The 19,911-nt window shown below is 60.4% G+C and carries 16 protein-coding genes and 4 pseudogenes; 14 read left to right on the top strand and 6 right to left on the bottom strand.

The genetic code is table 11. The features are described from left to right. Window positions 1-81 precede the first annotated feature (81 nt). The 4 genes and pseudogenes from EJ074_RS18555 to EJ074_RS18570 all read right to left on the bottom strand — a co-directional run bounded on the left by EJ074_RS18555 (window position 82) and on the right by EJ074_RS18570 (window position 2,788). Window positions 82-1,182, bottom strand: coding sequence for a tyrosine-type recombinase/integrase (locus tag EJ074_RS18555; RefSeq protein WP_245454720.1), 1,101 nt, complete (start codon window positions 1,180-1,182; stop codon window positions 82-84). Then, the gene (locus tag EJ074_RS18560; protein ID WP_245454721.1) at window positions 1,179-1,529 is read right to left on the bottom strand and encodes a hypothetical protein; all 351 of its coding nucleotides are present in this window, start codon (window positions 1,527-1,529) and stop codon (window positions 1,179-1,181) included. Before EJ074_RS18560 ends, EJ074_RS18555 begins: the two co-directional genes overlap by 4 nt. Then, window positions 1,526-2,245 (bottom strand): annotated as a pseudogene (locus EJ074_RS18565) (tyrosine-type recombinase/integrase). Before EJ074_RS18565 ends, EJ074_RS18560 begins: the two are co-directional and overlap by 4 nt. Window positions 2,246-2,257: 12 nt before the next feature. Continuing rightward, entirely contained in the window at window positions 2,258-2,788 is a 531-nt protein-coding gene (locus tag EJ074_RS18570) for a hypothetical protein (RefSeq protein ID WP_127863021.1), read from the bottom strand. A gap of 866 nt (window positions 2,789-3,654) precedes the next feature. On the opposite strand from EJ074_RS18570, the gene EJ074_RS18575 reads away from it, so the two are divergent. The 10 genes and pseudogenes from EJ074_RS18575 (at window position 3,655) to EJ074_RS18610 (ending at window position 15,688) form a co-directional block, all read left to right on the top strand. Continuing rightward, on the top strand, window positions 3,655-4,833 hold the full coding sequence (locus EJ074_RS18575) for a Xaa-Pro peptidase family protein (protein ID WP_127863020.1): 1,179 nt from the start codon (window positions 3,655-3,657) through the stop codon (window positions 4,831-4,833). A gap of 395 nt (window positions 4,834-5,228) precedes the next feature. Then, a pseudogene (locus tag EJ074_RS30640) lies at window positions 5,229-5,516 on the top strand (aldehyde dehydrogenase family protein); the annotation flags it as partial. Between the two features lie 29 nt (window positions 5,517-5,545). After that, window positions 5,546-5,815, top strand: a complete 270-nt coding sequence (locus EJ074_RS30645; RefSeq protein WP_281033673.1) for an aldehyde dehydrogenase family protein — start codon at window positions 5,546-5,548, stop codon at window positions 5,813-5,815. 244 nt (window positions 5,816-6,059) lie between these two features. Continuing rightward, a complete protein-coding gene (locus EJ074_RS18585) occupies window positions 6,060-7,274 on the top strand; it encodes an amidase (RefSeq protein WP_245454880.1) in 1,215 nt (404 codons plus the stop codon). 1,588 nt (window positions 7,275-8,862) lie between these two features. Further along, complete coding sequence (locus tag EJ074_RS30650; RefSeq protein ID WP_281033642.1) at window positions 8,863-9,633, top strand: NAD(P)-dependent oxidoreductase; 771 nt, start codon at window positions 8,863-8,865, stop codon at window positions 9,631-9,633. Then, complete coding sequence (locus EJ074_RS30655) at window positions 9,575-9,826, top strand: NAD(P)-dependent oxidoreductase (RefSeq protein ID WP_281033643.1); 252 nt, start codon at window positions 9,575-9,577, stop codon at window positions 9,824-9,826. Before EJ074_RS30650 ends, EJ074_RS30655 begins: the two co-directional genes overlap by 59 nt. Before the next feature lie 237 nt (window positions 9,827-10,063). Further along, the gene (locus EJ074_RS18595) at window positions 10,064-11,725 is read left to right on the top strand and encodes an ABC transporter substrate-binding protein (RefSeq protein ID WP_129553647.1); all 1,662 of its coding nucleotides are present in this window, start codon (window positions 10,064-10,066) and stop codon (window positions 11,723-11,725) included. Between the two features lie 87 nt (window positions 11,726-11,812). After that, entirely contained in the window at window positions 11,813-12,766 is a 954-nt protein-coding gene (locus EJ074_RS18600; RefSeq protein WP_129554068.1) for an ABC transporter permease, read from the top strand. Then, window positions 12,763-13,641 carry an ABC transporter permease gene (locus EJ074_RS18605; RefSeq protein WP_127863025.1) on the top strand — a complete coding sequence of 293 codons (879 nt, stop codon included), beginning with the start codon at window positions 12,763-12,765 and terminating at the stop codon, window positions 13,639-13,641. The genes EJ074_RS18600 and EJ074_RS18605 overlap by 4 nt, the downstream gene beginning before the upstream one ends. Then, complete coding sequence (locus EJ074_RS18610) at window positions 13,634-15,688, top strand: ABC transporter ATP-binding protein (protein ID WP_127863024.1); 2,055 nt, start codon at window positions 13,634-13,636, stop codon at window positions 15,686-15,688. The genes EJ074_RS18605 and EJ074_RS18610 overlap by 8 nt, the downstream gene beginning before the upstream one ends. A 25-nt stretch (window positions 15,689-15,713) precedes the next feature. Here the strand turns inward: EJ074_RS18610 and EJ074_RS30325 are convergent. Further along, a pseudogene (locus EJ074_RS30325) lies at window positions 15,714-15,923 on the bottom strand (DDE-type integrase/transposase/recombinase); the annotation flags it as partial. A 565-nt stretch (window positions 15,924-16,488) separates the two neighbouring features. Here EJ074_RS30325 and EJ074_RS18620 point away from each other — a divergent pair. Continuing rightward, window positions 16,489-17,382 carry a polysaccharide deacetylase gene (locus EJ074_RS18620; protein WP_127863023.1) on the top strand — a complete coding sequence of 298 codons (894 nt, stop codon included), beginning with the start codon at window positions 16,489-16,491 and terminating at the stop codon, window positions 17,380-17,382. Between the two features lie 330 nt (window positions 17,383-17,712). Here EJ074_RS18620 and EJ074_RS30330 read toward each other — a convergent pair whose 3' ends face one another. After that, complete coding sequence (locus EJ074_RS30330) at window positions 17,713-17,949, bottom strand: hypothetical protein (protein WP_245454722.1); 237 nt, start codon at window positions 17,947-17,949, stop codon at window positions 17,713-17,715. Window positions 17,950-17,959: 10 nt separating this feature from the next. Between EJ074_RS30330 and EJ074_RS30335 the strand changes: the two genes are divergently transcribed. From EJ074_RS30335 to EJ074_RS18630, 3 genes and pseudogenes are all read left to right on the top strand, one after another. Continuing rightward, a complete protein-coding gene (locus EJ074_RS30335) occupies window positions 17,960-18,103 on the top strand; it encodes a hypothetical protein (protein WP_245454723.1) in 144 nt (47 codons plus the stop codon). A gap of 57 nt (window positions 18,104-18,160) precedes the next feature. Continuing rightward, complete coding sequence (locus EJ074_RS30340) at window positions 18,161-18,385, top strand: transposase (RefSeq protein WP_245454724.1); 225 nt, start codon at window positions 18,161-18,163, stop codon at window positions 18,383-18,385. A gap of 1,032 nt (window positions 18,386-19,417) precedes the next feature. Further along, a pseudogene (locus EJ074_RS18630) lies at window positions 19,418-19,886 on the top strand (methylaspartate ammonia-lyase); the annotation flags it as partial. Between the last annotated feature and the right edge of the window lie 25 nt (window positions 19,887-19,911).

Consider the following 19,911-nt stretch of genomic DNA (forward strand, 5'->3'; position numbering starts at 1 on the left):
ATCCTCCAACCGCTTGGCGAACAAGCATACGCCCGTGCCGTCGAAATTGGCCCGGAGCACATAGACCGCGCCCGAGAAAGGCTATATGGCGCGCCACATAATCGTTCTTATGCGTCGGGCGAGATTTTGTGGCGGAGCCGCCCTGACCTGTTCGGGCCGGCCAAACCCAGCTTGCCTCCGCCACATAATATTCAGATGGAGTTCAGCAGTTGCAGAACGGAGTCCTTCGGGCGGAAAAGGCACGCCGTGATCGCCGTTGAGCCGGCCTTCTCCAGTCCATTGCGCATCATCTCGACATCCGCTGCGGGTAGTGGCGACCTGTGCGTGCCCGAGCCAGGCTTGGATCGTCAAAAGATCCACGCCAGACTGGACAAGCTTCATGGCGAGGGAGTGCCGGAAGATGTGCGGCGATATGGGCTTGACGGCCAAGACTGGCCTGGCAGGCACCGTCTTGGCCGCACGCCGCATGATATGGGTCGCTCCGAAACGGGTCAGGCGCTCGTTGCGGGCGCCGACGAATATCGGTCGCGGCTCGTGATGGGAGATCCCGCGCTCGCCCCACAAGGTCGTCAGCGCTCGCGCCAGGTCCTTAAGAATGGCCACGACGCGGTCTCTGCGCCCCTTGCCGCGCGGCAGCACTTGCGGGTGAGAGCGCTCCAATTGAAGGTCATTTGCGTTTACGCCGGTGCCTTCCGAGACCCGGGCGCCGGTCCGTGCCAGGAAGAGCAGAAAGGCTCGGTCGTGCCGACCACGAGGCGTCTTTGGGTCGGGCGCCGCGATGAGGGTATCTACTTCGGCCTTGGTGAGATGGTGCGTTACCTCGATGTGCGCCCGTTTAATGGTAATCGACAGCACGCGTTGGGCCACACCGAAGGACGCCGGATCGGCGGCAGCGACGTGGTGGAAAGAAGATCGGATCGCGGCCAAGCGGGCGTTGCGCGTGGCGACGCAATTGTTCCGCTTCTCCTCGAGTTCGTCGAGAAAAGCGAGAACGAGGTCTCGATCGAGATCTTCGAGCGCCAACGCCGCCGGCTTCTTACGCAACCGGTCGGCGGCAAAGAGGAGCATGCGCAAGGCGTCGCGATAGCTGGCCACGGCCGCGGGAGTCGCATTGCGCTGCTTCGTCAGGCGCCGGCGGAAATAGGACTCCAGGAGCGGCGCCAGGAGCAGGTGTTCGCTCATGCTGCGCCTCCATCGAGGGCGGCACGCTCAGCCGCGATAGCGAGGAGCTCCGCCGAGCCCGTGAGGTAGTAGGCCGTGTCGCTGTAACTAACGTGGCGAGATATGTGGCGAGCAAAGGCAATAACGCCTGAACGTCGGCGCGCTTGGTGCCAGAGGCTGAGGCGGGTCACGGCAAACCGGTGCCTGAGATCGTGCGGCCTTAACGGCTTACCGCAATCAAAGTCGGCGAGTTTACGGACCGCGGCAAAGCCGTTTTGCAGGCCGGTCGCCGAGAGGCAGTTGCCCCGGGAACTGAGGAAGAAGGCCTGATCCTTGGGTATTGGGAAAGCGGCGTCAAAGGCGGTCATGCGACGCCTCCCGGAAAGGGGAGTGAGACCTCGGCGAGCTGCGAGGTGGCGGCCTTTACGTACAATGCCGTTGTGCTTCGGTGCCCGAGAAGATCGGCGACCTCATTGATCGGCCTTCGCTGCTTGACGAGCTGGGTGGCAAGACTGTGGCGCAGGAGATGCGCACCTGCGACTCGCCCGAGTTCAACCCCGCCATGTCGCAACCGCTTCGGCACGATCCTCGAAACAGGCGACGCTCATTTGAATGCTGCCACTGGCGGCGTGAAGGACAGAAAAAGATTTGGACTATCCACCTTCGGTCGAGCGCGCAGGACATAGTCGGCGAGCGCGGCGCCGGTCTCCTCAAGCAGCGGCGCCACGAGATCCCGGTTGCCCTTGGTGCGCCCGACCGAAACCTCGCCAGCATGCCAGTCGATATCCTGCAGCTGAATTGCGCGTAGCTCACCGTTGCGAATGCCCGTCGTGGCGAGTAGCAGCAGGACGGCTCGATCGCGGATGTCGACCGGCGTCGTTGCGCCGATCGCATCGATTGCGCGCCGAAGGTACCCATGCAAGTCGCGGCGGCAAATGCGCCAAACGCCAATGAGGCGCCTTGGGACGACGCGGTCGAGATCCTGGTCATGGTGGCCAGCCCAACATAAAAACTGAAGAAATGTTCGGATGTGAGAAGTCGCCGCCGTGCGGGTGCCGGTGGTCGCCGATAGCGACACCCGCATCGCCCAACTCTACTACGTTGAGAGCGATGTTTTGGCCGCCGGCACGCCCAGCGCCATGCGCCGCCATCTTCTGCTGGCGGCGAGCGGCTCGGTGTCATCGAGGAACATGAAGTGGCCGCCTTGTCTTAGGCTCTTGATTCCTTGCAGCCCCTCGCTGGAACGACTTCGATCGATCCTCAAAGGGAGTTTGCGCCGCTGCCTTGATGAGTGGGAGCCGTTCGAAGCTTTTTCGATGCGTTCATCGACGCTGTATGACTGGCAGGCCCCAAGTATGGCGGGATGGACGTCTCCGACGCCAAGCGCCTGAAGGCTCTGGATGACGAGAACGCGAAGCTGTAGAAGCTGATCGCAGACCAGTCCATCGGTCCCATCTGTTTTGTCGGCGCGCATCGCTCTTGCCCGCTTGACGAACGTCTTGACATAGCACGGCGAGATCAACCGCACCTCGTGACCAAAGTGCTGCGATCTCGCGCGCCAGTAAGTTGACCACCGCAAATCGAGGCCGACCAGACAGGCAGGCTGCTTCTCGAAAAACCGCAGCACCTCGGCACGGCGGAGCTTCCGGTTGATGATTGAGAACCCGCAGCGTCAGCGCCGTGGATCTGGAATACCTGCTTGGCGATGTCCGGCCCGGTAGCGAATATGCAGGAGGCAAGCCCGTGACGGTCCGATACGTTGCGATAATATCATCGTCGCTGTGAACCGCCCCGGGTTTGCCGGAGGGTGGCTTCAGGGAACGGCTCCTACCTTGTGGCGTTGAAATGACGACCAGTATTTAGCACTCCGATGCTGCGGTTGCGGGCCGTTCCACTCCATCAAACGAGACACTGTTCGCTGATAGTTGTCAGCCTGGATGTTTTGCTCGACCGGCCCCTCGCGCCAGAGCCGTTTGGTGGGGCGTCGCTGCTGGGCCGTTTGGTCCCTTACCCAGCCAGCGGAACAGACGCAGACCCACATACCTCAATACCGACGAACACGCGGCCAGCGCCCACACTGTGGCGGTAATAGTTGTGCCCATCCACGCAGAATGGGGTTTATCTCCCGAAGCTTATCGCCAAGGCAGACGAGATGCTGCCCCGTCCCGTCAGTTGCTTGACCCTGCGACGCCACATCTCGACCGAAGCCACATTACGCACCAAATGTGTTCGAGCACATGGTGCGAAAATCCGCCCGCCCGGATCTGTGAGGGCGAAAGCCACGACCTCAGCCTGCCGGGAACGGAATCACTCGGCGAGACCCCTTCCGTGACCAATGTGGCCATATAAAATCAAGATGAACAGACGCTCGTATCTATATTGGACATTGGCGAACGCGTGCCTAGAGTTCGTGGGCGCTGGCCAAAATCATGACGCCCTTGGTCGCCTCTAAGCTGGTTCTAAAGCTAACGCAGGCAAATCGCCGGGAGAGTAATGCGAAATCTTAATTTCTCGGAAGCTGAGTACAAATCGCGCCTCCGTCGCGTGAAGGAACGCATGCTGACCGAGGGGGTAGATGTACTTGTCGTCACGGAGCCAGCCAACATCTACTATTTGAGTGGCTATGACGCATGGTCATTTTACACCGTGCAGGCCCTGATCGTCTTCCAAGAAGTGGAGACGCCTCTGTGGGTCGGACGGCTTATTGACTCGGCAACCGCGCATGTCACGACCTACCTACCAGCCGACCGCATTGTCCCGTATCCCGACGTCTACGTTCAGGCTGCGGATCGACACGCTGCGCAGTTTATCGCCGATATGATCCTTTGTGACTGTCCTAGCGCAAAAGTGGTGGGAGTTGAGATGGGTGCCTACTACTACACGGCTCGCGATCATGCGGAGCTGGTGAAGGCAATGCCGAACGTCCGCTTCAAGGATGTCGAACTTCTTGTGAACTGGGTCAGGTTCATAAAGAGCGAACAAGAAGTCGCGTACATGCGACAAGCTGGCGAAATCACTGAGCGCATGATGGCTCGCGCTGTTGAAGTCGCGGCCCCGGGTATTAGAGAGTGCGACGTGGCGGCAGCCATCTACCATGCCCAGATGTCGGGAACCGAATCGTGCGGCGGACTTCCCGCGACTAGCCCGCCTCATATGGGATTCGGTGCACGAGCCCGTGAAGCTCATCCGATTTTCAGCGATCGCCCTATCGATCCTAATTCCGTCGCCAATATCGAGATCTCCGGCTGTCGGCTGCGCTATCATGCCCCGATGAGTCGCACGATTTACTTTGGTGAGCCGCCTCAAAACTACCGTGACCTGGCCTCGCACGTCATAGAGGGTATCAACGCATCGCTTGACGTGATGCGGCCGGGGGCAACCTGCGAAATGATCGAGGCAGCATGGCGGAAAACGATGAGCGCTCACGGAATCGAAAAAGAGAGCCGGTTAGGATACTCGATCGGCGCGGCCTATACGCCAACATGGGGCGAGCGTACGGCTAGTATTCGTCGAGGAGATCGCACCGTTCTCCAGCCCGGGGTGGCACTCCACTTGATGGCGGGTCTCTGGCTTGAAGACACCGGTATAACGATCACCCAATCGTTGGTCGTTACGGGCAGAGGTTATGAGGCGCTCACTACAACCCCTCGTGAGCTCATTGTTAAGAACTAAGAAAATCAAGACGATAGTCTGCAGGACGTCACTGAGTATATCTCCGAGATTTACTGTGCAAGATGTTCGATATTCTGCAGAGTTCTGATTTTTGATGCGGCGACAGGATGCTCGTGAAGCAGGTAATAGCGCTCACCAGGTTCGAATGTGGCTGACCGGCTCCGGCGCGCCGGAACTGTCGCCGACCGTTGCCGCCGCACGCATGGTTGTGCTGCCAGGCGATCAGCCTAGTCTGACATAGAATGGAGTAGCAGTCATGAACAGTCACCTCAATTTCTACATCGAGGGCGCCTAGGTCTCGCCTGTCACGCCAGCCGCGCTCGACGTGATCGACCCCTCGACAGAGGAGGCCTGTACGCAAATTTTCCGTCGGCTCGAAGGCGCATGTCGACAAGGCCGTCGATGCTGCGAAGGCTGTGTTCCCGTCCTTCTCGCAGATCACCAAGGCCGAGCGGCTGACGCTGCTGCGCTGCAACCTGGAAATCTACGACGAGCGCTACGAGGACATCGCGCAGGCTGTTTCCTATGAGACGGGTACGCCGATCACATGGGCGCGCGAGGCGCAGGCCTGGGCCGGGCAGGCACATATGAAAGCGGCGATCAAGGCGCTTGAGGACTACGAGTTCTTTCGAGAAGCGCGGGACGATGATGATCGTCGGAGGCGATCGGCGTCTCTGCCCTGATCGCCCTCTGGAGCTGGCCGCTCAACCAGATCGTCTGCAAGGTGGCGCCCGCTCTCGCCGCCGGCTGCACAGTTGTGCTGAAGCCGACCGAGATCGCCCCGATCAGCCGCATTATCGTCGCCGAGATCATGCATGCCGCCGGCACGCCGAAGGGCGTGTTCAACTTGGTCAACGGCACCGGGCCGGATGTCGGACAGGTCATGGCGAGCCACCCCCACGTCGAGCGGCAATACAAAGCCAGCGTCGAAATTGTTGAGGCCGATCTGAACAGAGTCAATCTGAACCATCTCGCCGGCTAAGGATTACTATGATGAGAGGATTTCTAAAATGAGATTGAGCGAATATGTCAATTACGACGCTACCGGACTGGCACTCTAGTCTCAACAGGACAAGTAACCCCCGCGGAGTTGGCGCGGCTAGCCCGAGAGGCTCATGATGAGGTCAATCCTCGCATAAACGCCGTCATCGAGTTCTATGAAGATGCCGAAAACGTGCCTGGCGCGAGCGAGGGTCTTTTCCATGGCGTGCCTTTCCTTCGCAAGGATGCTGGTGAGACGGAAGCGCCGCCTTCAGGAACAAGGAAGCCGTCTGTTCCAAGGCTGTCGCGCTGAAATTGACAGCTATTTTTTTCAAAGCGCTCGGAAGAGCGGGCTCCGAACTATAGGAAGAACGGCCACACCGGAGCTTGGGATGTCTATAATGGGTGAAAGTATGATCAATGGCATCACCCGCAATCCCTGGAACCTTGAACGCTCTACAGGGGGCTCGTCTGCCGGAGCAGCCGCGGCGGTGGCCGTAGGTATCACGCCTATCGCCCACGGCAACGATGGCGGCGGGTCGATACGCATCCCAGCTGCTTGGTGCGGACTCGTCGGGCTAAGTCCGTCTCGCGGACGTGTTTCCGGCGGCCCATGCAACCAGGACGCATCATTTGGCCTATCGCGCGAGTTTGTTTTATGTCGAACCGTGCGTGATATGGCCGGCGCGCTCGATGCCTTTTCGGATCCCTATCCTGGCGATCCATTTATCATTGTCCGGCCGAACCGCTCCTATGTGGAGGAGCTTTCACAGCCTACCGGCACCCTGAGAGTGGGAGTGGCAAGGACCAAGTGGGGCGAGGTGGATTGTGAGCCGGAAGTCCTGAACGCCGTCGAATCGACGGCCGCCCTTCTCGAGGAAATGGGCCACAACGTCACCGACATCGAGCCGCCATATGAGCCGATCGAGTACTTGCGGAGTAACCTCGCCAAAACATTTTTTTTCGCGACTTCACTTGAAGAGACGGCGCGGACCTTGGGACGCCCGATCAACGCTGACACCTTAGAGCCCATCAACCTCAAACTTTATGAATACGGCCGGAATTCGCAGCGGCGTCCAGGGGACGCAGAAGAGGGCTACCGGAGAATGCGGCGCCGGGTGGGTGAGGCGATTCATGCCTTTGACATCCTGCTAACCCCCACAATGCCAATGGTAGCCCTACCGCACGGCGGCTTGAACAGTACGATCAACCCGACGCTGTCGGCGGAGGAATTCAAGGCAGCGGATGCTGCGCACATCCAGTACACAGGCGTATTTAATGTCTCTGGTCAGCCTGCCGTATCCTTGCCGTTGGCACAAAGCGCCAGCGGCCTCCCAATCGGGATTCAGATTGTCGGTCGCTTTGGGGATGAGGGCACACTGGTCCGTATCGCACGAGATCTGGAAGAAGCCAGACCTTGGAACAAACGGCGACCTAAGACTTGGGCAGGCGGCAAATGACAGTCACGCCGAAGAAGATGGGGGCTGACGACGGCCTCGTTCCCTCCCCTTATTCAAGGCCGCATAGCGGAATCGAGGACGAACGAGACAGGAGGCCGAAACGAGCTCCCGAGCGGAGCGACGCCCGAGGGAGGGAGTGGATGACGGCGCCAGATTGTGTAGCATGCGGCCGACCCAAATCGGCCGTCTGCCAAGCCGCTCCATACCCTGCTTATCCCATCAAGTGCCACGTGAGCACGAAGAGAATCCAGGCACCCGAAAGGGTCGAAAAAACTCACAAGCGAGCGGCCGCCCTTGATTCATTAGAGAACCCAAGCAGTTTCAGGAGAACCCCCGATCCAGGCTGTTGGCCTGCCGCGCCATGTTACCAGAGCCGGAGCTCGACATCACGGCTTGCGGCGTAATCGCTTTCGAACGAAGCCGCGATACGCATGGATGCGGTCGGGCGGTGGACTGCCGCACGCCGGCTGGTCTCTCGGCGGATGCGGCAGCGAGCGCGGTGGGTGTCTCACGCGCCTCACTCTTACCGCTGGGCGAAGCGGCCGAACCCTTCTCACGGTGGCCGCGACTGCCACGCCTGCCGCAATGGAGCGCAGCGCTGACGCAGAGCGTCGAAGAGCTTCGCGCTGACAACTCGATGTGGGGCAAGAAGAAGCTCGCCTGCCGTTGAGGCGGGAGGAAATTGCCGTCTCCGCCTCGAGGTCGGCCGCAGCCTCATGGCCAGCGGCCTCGTCACGCCGGTCCCGACATTCCGCCGAAAGCCCGGCGGCCGCCGCTTCCGCCTGATCGGCCTCGATCGTCATGCAACGCGCCTGCCCAAGGGCCTCAAGCCCACCATGCCCGAACAGACCTCGACACCGTCTTCGTCGACCTCGCCTCCGGCAGGGCTGTCAAGCACTTCACCGCCTACGACCCTGTCGCCCGAGCCATGAAGAATGACTTCCTCGTTCCTCAGTCTTTGTCGGCTTGTGGACGTGGATGTTCGATGACCCGGCTCGACATGACGCTGATGCGCCTCGCTCGGATGGTCAGGGGTGCATATGATTCTTGAGAAAAGAGGATTTGAAGAATGCCTTGCTGTGAGAGGGCATGAGCCCAAGCGACGGTGACCGGAGGCTCCTGCACAGCGCCGGTAATCAAAAGGTTGCAACAGATCCTCACGCCTTCGTGACAGAACGCCCAGGGGCAAAGAACCAGGTCGCTCGCGAATAGGACGGACTCGACCATGGCTCTCTAGTCAAAAGTTTTGCGCGGCGGTCCAGAAATTTGCGCTTATCTCAAAACGAGATGGGCGTAAGGCAAAAAAAATATTGGAGTGTCCGATGCATCGGTGACCATAGTTCGGGGTCGATGGCTGAGGCAATTGCTTTGGACCAAGGAGGCGAAGGGCGCAGAAGCAGGAGGAATGACGATGGTGCCGGGAGACGCTGCAGCTCAGATATGGCGAGTGCGGCCGTGCGGTCGCTGGGGAGGTCAAGCGTTGTGAGCCTCGCAAGATGATGTTCGTGCAAGCCTGAGGCCGCCTCAGGCACCTTTCGATCGGTACACCCTCTGCGGTGGCTAGCGTCGCAATCTAGGGATCACAACCATGGCTGTTGAAACCCCAGAACTTACTATTGTCCTCAACGACTATGCCGCCGAATCTTATGCGCGACTTATCAAAGAGCGTTTTCCGCAGGTGCGCACCTTAGTGGCGCCCGACTCCGACCGGCTGGAACGGTACATAGGCGAGGCGGATGCGCTGCTTGGCGCCCGCTTTCCCGTGGAGGTCTTCGACAAGGCGAAGAAGCTGCGCTGGTTCCAGTGCGCCAACGCTGGAATTGATACCATCTTTCCCATTCGCGATAGAGTGGGAGAGCTAATGGTTACCAATGCACGCGGCATCCACGGCGATGTCATTGCCGATCATGTGATGGCCGGCGTGACGATGCTGCATTGGGATTTCCGGCGATTTCTGCGGGAGCAGAATGATCGGCAATGGAGCCCACGATTTGTAGCGCCGCTGGCAGAAAAGACACTTGGCGTCGTCGGATTGGGATCGATTGGAGCGACCATCGCCCGGCGCGCCAAGAGTGCGGGTATGACGGTGGTTGGTTCAAAGCGGGACATCTCTTTGCCAGTCGAGGGTGTCGACCGGCTGTTCGCCTCCGACGCACTCGAGGATCTGCTGCCTCTTTGCGATTTCGTTGTCTTGGCACTACCGGGAACGCCGGAGACGGCGGGTGCCATCGAAGCAGCCGAGATCGGGCTCATCAGGCCCCATGCGTTTCTAAATCAATATCGCTCGAGGCAGCGTTGTGGTGGAGGCCGAACTCATCAAGGCGCTGCGGACCGGCGCGATCGCAGGTGCAATGCTTGACGTATTCGAGAAGGAGCCGCTGCCCGAGGACAACCCGCTTTGGGACATGCCAAACGTGATCGTCACACCGCATCTGGCGGGAAGTCCGACGAATTATGAGGATCGAGTGTTCTCCATCTTCGCGGATAATCTCGATCGTTTCATCAAGGGAGAGGCACTGATGAATGTCGTGGATCTGGGGCGCGGCTATTAACGGGGGAACTGGGCTGGCGTGGAGGGCGCTGTGCTGTTTTGCGACCGCTAGGTGCTTCGTCAGACACTGTCGAGGCTCATTCGGATGACGAAGGGCGACGTCGGCTTGCAGCCTTAGGCGAAGTCAATCGCTCGTAGCGATGATGGGAAGAACACCAAGAAAGGAAATGCCATGACTAAATCAATGGGACGTGGATTTTCGGCGTCAATCAGAGAAACGTCGGGGAGGATATAACACATGAGCAAGAACTATCGCACTCTTGATCAAATCAGGCGCAACCACTCCCCGCTCGAAAACCACCTGGTTGACGGCCTCGTTGATGGCCGGGTCAGCCGCCGCGACTTTATCCGCCATGGCAGCCTGCTCGGCCTGTCGCTGCCGCTGCTGAGCGGCATAGCCACGGTCGCGGGCTTCAGTGGCATGCCCTCGCTCGCTCGCGCGCAGGGCTCGCCTGGCGCCACCATTCGCGTCGCCGGCGACATGCCGGCGGCGACGATCGATCCTGTGACTATCTCCGACGGAGGTAGCTTTGTGCTATTAGGGCAGGTCGGAGAATACCTCTGCATCGCCGGTTCGGACCTCGTGCTGCAGCCGGCGTTGGCTGAAAGCTGGAAGCCGAACGACACCGGCACGATGTGGACCTTCAAGCTGCGGAAGGGCGTGAAATTCCACAGCGGCGGCGAGATGAAGGCCGACGACGTCGTGGCCAGCATCGACCGTCTCGCCGATCCGGCCAATTCATCCAACGCGCTGTCGGTGTTCCGCGGCCTATTGCAGAAGGGCGCGACAAAGAAGGTTGATGACTATACGGTCGAGTTCCACCTCGACGCGCCGAACGGCAACTTCCCCTACATGGTGTCGTCGGACAACTACAATGCCATTATCATCCCGGCGAGCTATAAGGGCGACTACGAGAAGAGCTTCGACGGTACCGGGCCGTTCAAGCTGGAGAAATACACGTCCAAGGTCGGCGCCTCCTTCGTTCGCAACGAAAATTACTGGGGCGACAAGGTGCTGCCGGAGCGCATCGAGTTCATATTCTTCTCCGATGATCAATCGGCTATCCTGGCGCTGCTTGGCGGTGAGGTCGATGTCATCTCACTTTCGGCGGCGGCCGGCGTTAGCCTACTCAACAACCCGAACGTCAATATCGACAGCGTGAAGACGGCCTCGCACTCGCAGTTCCACATGCGCTGCGATTCCGATCCGTTCAAGGATCCACGCGTGCGTCGCGCCGTGGCGCTCTGCCTTGATCGCGACAAGTTGGTTGCCGGCCTGTTTAAGGGCCGCGCTTCACCAGGCAACGACAGCCCGTTCGCTCCAGTCTACCCCTCGACTGACACGAGCGTGCCGCAGCGCAAGCAGGACTTCGCCCAGGCCAAGCAGTTAATGCAGGCGGCCGGCGTCGGCAAAGGATTCAAAGTGACCCTGACCACCGCGCGCTTCGTGGAGCTTCCCGACTATGCGCAGCTGATCCAGAATTGGGTTAAGGAGATCGGCATCGAGCTCCAACTCAACATGCTCCCCCTGGGCGCCTATTATGGCGATGCGGTGTTCGGCAAGTCGCCTTGGCTGGACTCGGTGATGGGCATCTGCGACTACGGCCATCGCGGCGCGCCGAACGTCCTGCTTTCCGCTCCGCTGACAAGCAACGGTAGCTGGAACGCCGCGCATTTCAAGAGCAAGGACTACGACACGCTGGTGTCCAGCTATATCGCGGCCCTAGATCTGGAGGCGCAGAAGGCAACGGCCGGCAAGATCCAGAACCTGCTTCTTGAGGAAACGCCTGTTATCTTCGGATACTTCTACGACGACCTGACGGTGACCGCGAAGGGCGTGTTCGGGATCAAGAAGACTGGCATGGGGCAGCTGTTCTTCGACAAAGCATCGAAGGCATGAGTCACAGCCAGCCCGTTGCGGGGCTGGCCCACAAGCTTATAACAGCCAGCTCCCTTGCGGGGGCTGGCTCCACGAGGAGTATTAGCTATTCTTTCCTTTCTCGTTAGGCGAGTCTCACTGTCGCTCGTCACGCTGTTCCTGCTCAGCATCATGGTGTTCCTGGGTGGCCAGGTGCTGCCCGGCAATGTCGGGCGGGCCATATTGGGTCCGCTTGCCGACCAGCGCGCCGTCGACACGCTCAATCACACGCTCGGCGTCGACCGTCCGCTGCTCACCCAATATGGCAGCTGGATCTGGAACTTCATCCAGGGCGACATGGGCACGTCCTATCTTTTCCGCTCGCCGGTGGCGCCCTTCGTCATCGATGCCTTGGGCAATTCGATGAAACTGGCGGCGGTCGCCTTCGTGCTGGTGGTGCCGATCGGCATCCTAGGCGGCGTCATCGCGGCGCTCAATCTCGACCGGCCGCTCGACCGCATCATCAGCCTTGGCGGCCTGTCGGTGACGGTGCTGCCCGAATTCGTCACCGGCATCATCCTGATCCTGATTTTCGGGGTCTGGCTGCGCTGGCTGCCGATTTCGGCCGCATGGCCGCGGGATGCCGGCTTGTTCACCCAACTCTATTACCTGATCCTGCCTTCGCTGCCGCTGTTCCTGGTGCTGTTCGGCTACATCGCCCGCATGGCGCGCTCCGGCATGATCGAGGCACTCGATGCCGACTATACACGAACAGCGGTGCTCAAGGGCCTGCCGTGGCGAACGGTGATCTGGCGCCATGTCCTGCGCAATGCGCTGCTGCCGACCATCACCGTCATCGCCACCCAGACCGGCTATCTCATCGGCGGCCTGGTGGTGATCGAGACGCTGTTCCGCTACCAGGGCATCGGCTCGCTGATCTTTACCGCGGCGCGGGGCAAGGATTTTCCGATCCTCGAAGCCGGCACCCTGACTATCGGCATCGTCTATGCGATCGCCACCCTGGCCGCCGACTTTCTCTACTGCGTGCTCAATCCGCGAATTCGGCTGGAGACAGACCAATGACCATCACCGACACGAGCATGCCGACGCCCGATGATACAGGCAGGCGCGGCTTGATGGCGGACGTGTTCTTTTCGCTGCTGCGGTCTGCTACTTTCCTCACCGGCTTCGCCATCGTCCTGTTCTGGATCTCCTGCGCGCTGTTCGGCGAGCATTTCGTCCCCTACGACCCACTGGCAACCGACATCATCAACGCGCTTGCGCCACCGTCTTCCGAACACTGGTTCGGTACCGACCAGATCGGCCGCGATGTCTACTCCCGCGTCATCGTCGGCTCGCGCGACATTCTGACCGTTGCGCCGCTGGCGACACTGCTGGCGACCGTGGCCGGCACCGCGCTCGGCCTGTTCACCGGCTATTTTCGCGGTCTCGTCGACGATGTCGTCAGCCGCCTTCTCGAAGCCTTCATGGCGATCCCCGGGGTCATCGTAGCGCTGCTGGCCATCGTGGCGCTCGGCACCTCCAAGACGATGGTTATCGTCGTCATTGGCCTCAGCTTCGCTCCAATCATCGCGCGCACCGTGCGCTCCGCCGTGCTGGCCGAGCGCGAACTCGACTATGTCGCGGCGGCACAGCTTCGACATGAAAGTGCCCTGCATACGATGTTCGTCGAGATCCTGCCGAACGTCATCCCGCCGATCCTGGTCGAAACTACCATGCGCCTCGGCTACTCGGTTTTCGCGGTCGCTACGCTCAGCTTCTTGGGGTTCGGGATCCAGCCGCCCTCGCCCGACTGGGGGCTCTCGATCTCCAACAATTACGGCATGATCAGCGGCGGCTTCTGGTGGACGGTGCTGTTCGACGCGCTGGCCATCGCCTCCCTGGTGATCGGCGTCAACCTGGCGGCCGACGGCGTTCATGGAGCGCTCAATGACTAGTTCCGCCAAGGCCAAAAACGCGCTCGAACTCAACGATCTGTCGGTGGCCTACCGTGTTGCCGGCCGCAACCGCGCCGTGCTCCGCAACCTCAGCCTCACCATCGGCCAGGGCGAAGCCTATGGACTGGTCGGCGAGTCCGGCTGCGGCAAATCCACGGTGGCGCTCACCGTCGTGCGCTATCTGCCGAGAAACGGCTCGATCACAGGCGGCGCCATCTCGCTCGACGGCCAGGACGTGATGAACCTGGATGCCGAGGCGCTCAGGCGGGCCCGCGCCGAGAGTGTCTCGATGGTCTACCAGGATCCGGGCAAGGCGCTGAACCCGTCGATCCGTGTCGGCCGGCAACTGACCGAAATTTTTGAACTCGGCGGCATAACGGGACAGGCGGCCATCGACAAGGCAATCGCCATGCTGAACCGGGTACGCATCTCCGATCCGGGCGGCGTCATGCAGCGTTATCCGCACCAGCTTTCCGGCGGAATGCAGCAACGCGTGGCGATAGCCATGGCGCTGGCCAACGATCCGACGATGCTGATCCTCGACGAGCCGACGACGGGCCTCGATGCGACGGTGGAAGCCGAAGTGCTCGACCTGATCGCGCAGCTCAGGCAGGAACTGTCGGCCTCGATCCTGTTCATCAGCCACAACCTCGCCGTCGTCTCCAACATGTGCGACCGCGTCGGCGTACTCTATGCCGGCATGCTGGTCGAGGAAGGACCGACGGAGGTCGTGTTCAGCGATCCGCGTCATCCCTATACCGTAGCACTCTTGCGCTGCCTGCCGCGCGGGGGCCAGCGCAAGCATCAGGGCCGCCTTGACACCATTCCGGGCTTCTTGCCCGGCATCGGGGTTGACATCAAGGGTTGCGCCTTTGCCGACCGCTGCGCGCTCGCAACCGACCGCTGCCGCAGCGAATTGCCGCCGCTCTACAACCTGAGTGACGATCGAGGCGTTCGGCTGTCGCGCTGTCACTATCACGAGCAGGCGCAATCCTTGCCGCGCGCGACGCAGAGGGATGTGGCACCGCTTGCGCCGAAGGCGACAGCTGTGCCGGTGCTGCGCGTCGCCGGGCTGAACAAGACCTATGGTAACGCCCTACGGGCGGTGAAGGACGTATCACTCACGCTGCGATCAGGCGAGACGCTCGGGCTAGTCGGCGAATCCGGCAGCGGCAAGACGACCTTCGCCAGGCTGCTGCTCGGCCTGGTGTCACCGGACGAAGGCGGCACGATCGAGCTGGAGGGCAAGCCGCTGGCGCCTAGGCTGGAGAACCGCAGCGACGACCAGATCAAGGCAATGCAGATCGTCTTCCAGAATCCGGACTCCGCACTCAACCGCTCGCATTCGGTCCGGTATCTGATCGGCCGCGCGCTGAAGCGGCTGGCGGGCCTCTCCGGCAAGGCGCTGGAGGCTCGCCTCAACGATCTCGTCCGTTCGGTGCGGCTGACCGACCGACATCTGACCGTCAAGCCGCGCCAGCTGTCGGGCGGACTGAAACAGCGTGTCGCCATCGCGCGCGCCTTCGCCGGCGACCCGCGGATCGTCGTCTGCGACGAGCCGACCTCGGCGCTCGACGTATCGGTGCAGGCGGCGATCCTCAATTTGCTTGCCGACCTGCAGTCGAAAGAAGACGTCAGCTACATCTTTATCTCGCATGACCTTGGCGTTGTGCGTTACCTCTCCGACAAGATCGCCGTGCTCTATCTCGGCCGCATCATGGAGATTGGACCATCCGAAAAAGTTTTCTCCGGCCCGCACCATCCCTATACCGAAGCGCTGCTGTCGGCCGTGCCCAAGCTCGATCACACCGAGATGTCACGCATTCGTCTTGACGGTGAGATCCCCAGCGCTACCCATCCGCCGTCGGGCTGCGTGTTTCACACACGCTGCCCGCGCAAGATCGGAGCGATCTGCGAAGAGCAGGAGCCGCCATTAGCCGAGGCACAGCCCGGACATTCGATCCGATGCCATATCCCCTATGCGGAGCTGGCCAAGCTCCAAAGCTCGAAGACCACAAAAGGCGGTTTTGTTGCAATGGCTGAATAGCGGCGCAGAGAAGCCTAATGCAAGGTCAATCAGGCGGCGAGGATTCGAACTGCTCGGCCCAGGACGGATTCGGATTGAAGGCATACCTCGCCTGTCGCTTGCGCAAGATGCCGGAAAGGATGGTGGAGGTGGCGGCCGTTGATTTGAAGCCGAGCATCGGCCGGCCTTGGCGCTTGATCCACCGATGGTCCTGCTCGATCAGATTGTTCAAATACTGGCTCCGGCGGACGCAGATCGGCTTCAACCGGCGCCAAGCGGATCCTGCAAGCGATTTGTGATGTCGCAGGAAACGCTCGCCTCGTAGTCGGCGGTCGGCCATGACGCTCCAGCGCCTTTCTGAAGAAGCACTTGACCGCCGGCAGGTCGCGCTGCTCTCTGAACCAAAACTCGACTGTGCCGACTGACGGCCTTTGAACACTGCAACCCTCCGAAAATGATCGAAGCCTCCTTGCCACAGCGCCGTATTCAAAAGGTTGCAAAGATCCTGCTGCTTTGCAGTGGAGCGAAGTCTAGAGTCACCCTGGTAAAACATAAGACGGGAGGGAGCTCGATGGGTGGAGACGAGTCCGGCGGTGGGATCACATCCACGGTCATATACCCGACGAATTTAATGCAAAGCAGCCGGAGCAAGAACCGTGACCAAGAACTAATCGCATTTCTAGTTGATTGCTAAACGGCTTGGCGTGCCTGCACCCAAAACAATCCTGTTCTATATCACATTGTGTGCGCGAGTGGGGGAATGGAGGCAGATTGCCTGCACAGCTCATAGATTACTGCGAACTTCGGATAAAGGAGATACAGTGGAACCCTGGGGATGGTGTGAGGAAACCTGGCGGCAAAGAGTTGGAAAGGTGCGCGCAGGGCGCTCGCTAAAGCCTGCCAGTTGGAAGGGAGGCGCGCGCTGTGCGGTGGCACTATCGTTCGACTGCGATCACGAAACTTCTGAACTGGTTCTTGGAGGAAATTCCATCGGCCGCCTATCGGCGGGCGAATATGGCTCGCGGGTTGGTGTGCCCCGTATCTTGAACACACTGAAACGGAATGGAATTTCCGCTACATTCTTCATCCCTGCTGTATCCGCTCTTTTGCATGAAGATGAAGCACGTCGCATCGTGGGAGATGGACATGAAATAGGCATCCACGGTTGGATCCACGAGTTCAACAGCATTCTTGCTCACGAGGTTGAGCGGGAGCTTCAGTGCAGGGCGGCTGATACACTGGAAAGAGTTTCTGGTCAGCGCCCCTTGGGAATGCGTACGCCATCGTGGGACTTTTCGCAACACACGCTGCAGATCGCACAGGAACTCGGTTTGATTTACGACTCTTCTCTCATGGCCGACGACGATCCGTACGAGTTGCTGGGAGACGGTGTGCCTACCGGTATCATTGAACTTCCGGTGGAATGGATCCGCGACGACGGCGTCTATTTCAATATGGATCTGCAATCTGCGCTGCGACCGCAGATGTCACCAATGGCAGTACTCGATGTCTTCAGGCGGGAATTTGACCAGGCTTGGGGAGAGGGGGGCCTCTTCCTGCTTACGATGCATCCTCATGTGATCGGCCACCGATCGCGCATGTTCATTCTTGAGGAGTTGATTGCCCATATAACGAGTCGCTCTGACGTTTGGGTCGCAACTCACGGTGATGTGGCTCGCTATTTGAAAGAGATGACCGCTACTCCGACACTCTAGACGTCATGTTCCGAGGCCTGAGATCGGTGGCCCGCCCTTTCGCGCGATTAAGAGACGAGGGTTGCTCGGTACGTCGAGCCGATCCTCACGCACGGAGGACGAGCCATGGGAGAGCATAGCGAAGCATTTGTCGCGTTTGATGTAGACCAGAAGAAGCATGCGGCGGCGATCGCGGAGGGCGGCCGCACGGGCGAGGTCCGGTTCGTCGGCGAGGCCGGCAGCGATAGAGCGGACGATCAAAAAGCTGAGAAAAAGGTACGATCGACTGCACGTCTGCTTCGAGGCCGGGCCGACTGGTTACGGACTTTACCGTCAGGTCCGCGATCTTGGTCACGACTGCATGGTGTTGCGCCCGCCCTGATTCCGAAGCTGTCGGGCGAGCGCGTCAAAACCAACCGACGGGACGCGGTCACTCTGGCGCGGCTGCATCGGGCGGGCGAACTGACCGAAGTGTGGGTGCCGGACATAGTCCACGAGGCTGTCCGCGATCTGATCCGGGCCCGGGAAGCAGCGGCAGACGACCTGCGCCGCAAACGCCAGCAGCTGCTTTCTTTCCTCCTGTGCCATGGCCGGATCTATGAGGACGGCGGTCATTGGACATTGGCGCACCGACGCTGGGCTTGCCCGCCAGAGCTTCGAGCATACGGCGCAGCAGATCGTGTTCCAGGAGAAAATCGACCGGGCGCGGTTCAGCGGCTACGCCGCCTGGACGGGCAGGTGAGCGCCATCGTGCCGAACTGGTCAACGGCGCGGGTCGTCGTCGAGGGCCTATCAGGCGATGCACGGCGCCTCATTCCTGGTGGCAGTGATCTTCGCGGCCGAGATCGGAGATGTGCGCCGCTTCGATACACCGGCACAGTTGATGGCCTTCCTCGGCCTGGTTCCGGGGGAGCGTTCGACCGGCGACACGGGCCGCATCGAGCCTTACACTCGTCGGCAATCGACGCGCCCGCCGCGCCTTGGTCGAAGCAGCATGGACTTACCGCTATCCCGCCAAGGTTAGCGAGGCCCTGAGGGTCCGGTCGCCTGGAAGGCGCAGGTACGGCTCTGCGCTCGCTATCGTCGCCTCAGCGCGTCTTCCGCAACTTCGCGTCGCCGACGTTCGGGCGCGGCTGGCACAGTGGCCAACCGAGGGATGATGCGGCCAGAGCGAGTTCACGATGCCGCAACTTGTTGGATGAACAGGAGCGGGACCGGTCTCATACAGACGGGCCGTGACGCTCGACTGATCGCGTCGGGCGGTATCGACGTCAGAATAAGCAAAGTGCCCCCGAGCAGAACACCGCACGAGTGGTTAAAACATTGATTTGAGGAAGCCTCAGCGTTGCGGGCCATCACGCTGGTGCCAGGAAGCGTCGACCCGATCACCATAGCCGCGCTCATGTCTGTTACCTTACCGCTCAGCACGAAGTCTGGGCTGAGAGCATGAATGAGACACCCGGAACCAACTCGGCCTTGGCAAGTACAAGACCAAATGTGAACTGCGCCTACGTGCTGTCGCACTGCTCGGATCGACCTTTCAGACGAACAATGAGCCTCGTCGCACGGGTCAGCTCTGCGGGGGACCCAGTGTGTGGAATTGCGTGGCAAGCCGACAGGGCCGAGTTCATTTACGAACGTGCCGACGAGCTCATCCGCTGTGGATGGCAAGGATGGGAGTTCGATGAAGTATGGCGGCGTGAGGTCTACTAGGCATTCCCTTCAAGCCGCAACGCGAACCAGAACGAGCACCCTTGCTACCCGCCTGGGCAATAGATGCCACAGCCGTCGCCGTGCTCCCGCCTTCTGGTCCGGTGGCACAAAGTCCTCAAGGTCGCGGATACTCGCGGCATCGCCGCTCCGCTCGACGTCGATCTGGAAAAGTGGATTCTTAGGGCGACGGCGTTCTTTAACGACAAGCCGGCCATCTCAAAACGCGATGTCACCACCTTAGACTTTATATTGGCGAACTCAATGCTAGGTGGCGCATACTTGGCGGGCAGCGGGTGGAGGTGCGTCCGCCCGCCAAGGCTCTAAATGAATCGAGCAATACAAAGTGCAGATCAAAGACGTCCTCCTCGCGCCTGGCAACGGCGCTTTTTTCTATGACGACCAAGCGTCCATCAGGCTTGGCGCAGTGCAGGAGGGCTTCATCTATGGTGGAGAACCGATAACGCCTGGGTTCACGTTGCTTCGCGTTCCGGCATCTTCGCTTAGTGTCTGGCTTGTTCTCACCGACGACACCGTCGTTTGGGGCGACATGATGAGCGTTCAGTATTCTGGCGCTGGCGGACGCGATCCTTTGGTCGACACCGCCCAAATCTCGGATTTGACGTCGCGGGTGGTGACGCCACGGCTTCGCGATGTCGATGAGTCTCTTTACCTTGATGCCTGCGCGAAGGTTTTTGAGCCATTCGAACAGGAGCGGCTACCCCTCGCGCTTGAGCATGGCGTCAGCCAGGCGCTCCTTCGCGCAGCGGCCCTACATCCAGCGGGCCACCATGGCAGAGGTTGTATGCGCAGATCTTTTTCAAACAGAGCCGAAAACAA

Source organism: Mesorhizobium sp. M3A.F.Ca.ET.080.04.2.1 (assembly GCF_003952525.1).
In the GTDB taxonomy this organism is placed as follows: Bacteria; Pseudomonadota; Alphaproteobacteria; order Rhizobiales; family Rhizobiaceae; genus Mesorhizobium.

Coding starts and splice junctions, on each gene's coding strand:
- EJ074_RS18595 (WP_129553647.1), top strand. CDS start 10,064: ATGAGCAAGAACTATCGCACTCTTGATCAAATCAGGCGCAACCACTCC.
- EJ074_RS30330 (WP_245454722.1), bottom strand. CDS start 17,949: ATGGCACAGGAGGAAAGAAAGCAGCTGCTGGCGTTTGCGGCGCAGGTC.
- EJ074_RS30650 (WP_281033642.1), top strand. CDS start 8,863: ATGGCTGTTGAAACCCCAGAACTTACTATTGTCCTCAACGACTATGCC.
- EJ074_RS18575 (WP_127863020.1), top strand. CDS start 3,655: ATGCGAAATCTTAATTTCTCGGAAGCTGAGTACAAATCGCGCCTCCGT.
- EJ074_RS18610 (WP_127863024.1), top strand. CDS start 13,634: ATGACTAGTTCCGCCAAGGCCAAAAACGCGCTCGAACTCAACGATCTG.
- EJ074_RS18555 (WP_245454720.1), bottom strand. CDS start 1,182: ATGAGCGAACACCTGCTCCTGGCGCCGCTCCTGGAGTCCTATTTCCGC.
- EJ074_RS30335 (WP_245454723.1), top strand. CDS start 17,960: ATGAGGACGGCGGTCATTGGACATTGGCGCACCGACGCTGGGCTTGCC.
- EJ074_RS18605 (WP_127863025.1), top strand. CDS start 12,763: ATGACCATCACCGACACGAGCATGCCGACGCCCGATGATACAGGCAGG.
- EJ074_RS30340 (WP_245454724.1), top strand. CDS start 18,161: ATGCACGGCGCCTCATTCCTGGTGGCAGTGATCTTCGCGGCCGAGATC.
- EJ074_RS18585 (WP_245454880.1), top strand. CDS start 6,060: ATGCTGGTGAGACGGAAGCGCCGCCTTCAGGAACAAGGAAGCCGTCTG.
- EJ074_RS18560 (WP_245454721.1), bottom strand. CDS start 1,529: ATGACCGCCTTTGACGCCGCTTTCCCAATACCCAAGGATCAGGCCTTC.